Origin of the sequence: Psychrobacter sp. CAL346-MNA-CIBAN-0220, assembly GCF_040309805.1 — a bacterium.
Lineage (GTDB): Bacteria > Pseudomonadota > Gammaproteobacteria > Pseudomonadales > Moraxellaceae > Psychrobacter.
Genome location: NZ_JBEOPF010000664.1, coordinates 1 through 241, shown reverse-complemented (window position 1 = coordinate 241; position 241 = coordinate 1). Strand labels below are relative to the sequence as shown.

Annotated in this window: 1 protein-coding gene; it reads right to left on the bottom strand. The window is 58.5% G+C overall.

From position 1 onward, the window contains the following. Nucleotides 1-187 (bottom strand): LysR family transcriptional regulator (locus AAEY88_RS15240; RefSeq protein ID WP_350563743.1); only part of this gene is annotated, 187 nt, incomplete at its 3' end. Between the last annotated feature and the right edge of the window lie 54 nt (nt 188-241).

Below are 241 nucleotides of genomic sequence, written 5' to 3'. Positions count from 1 at the left end.
GACCCGACTCCGTCAGGGAGAGGCTGCGCGTGGTGCGGTTAAGCAAACGCGTGCCGAGCCGGCCTTCCAGATCGGCGACGTGGCGCGTCGCGACCGCGTTGGAGATATCCATTGCGCTCGCGGCCCGCGCGAAACTGCCGAGATCTGCAACCTTGACGAACACGCGCATCGACTGAAAATGATCCATAAACGACTCCTGCCGCTGTTACAACTTCAAAAAGATGAAGCAAATGCGTAATTC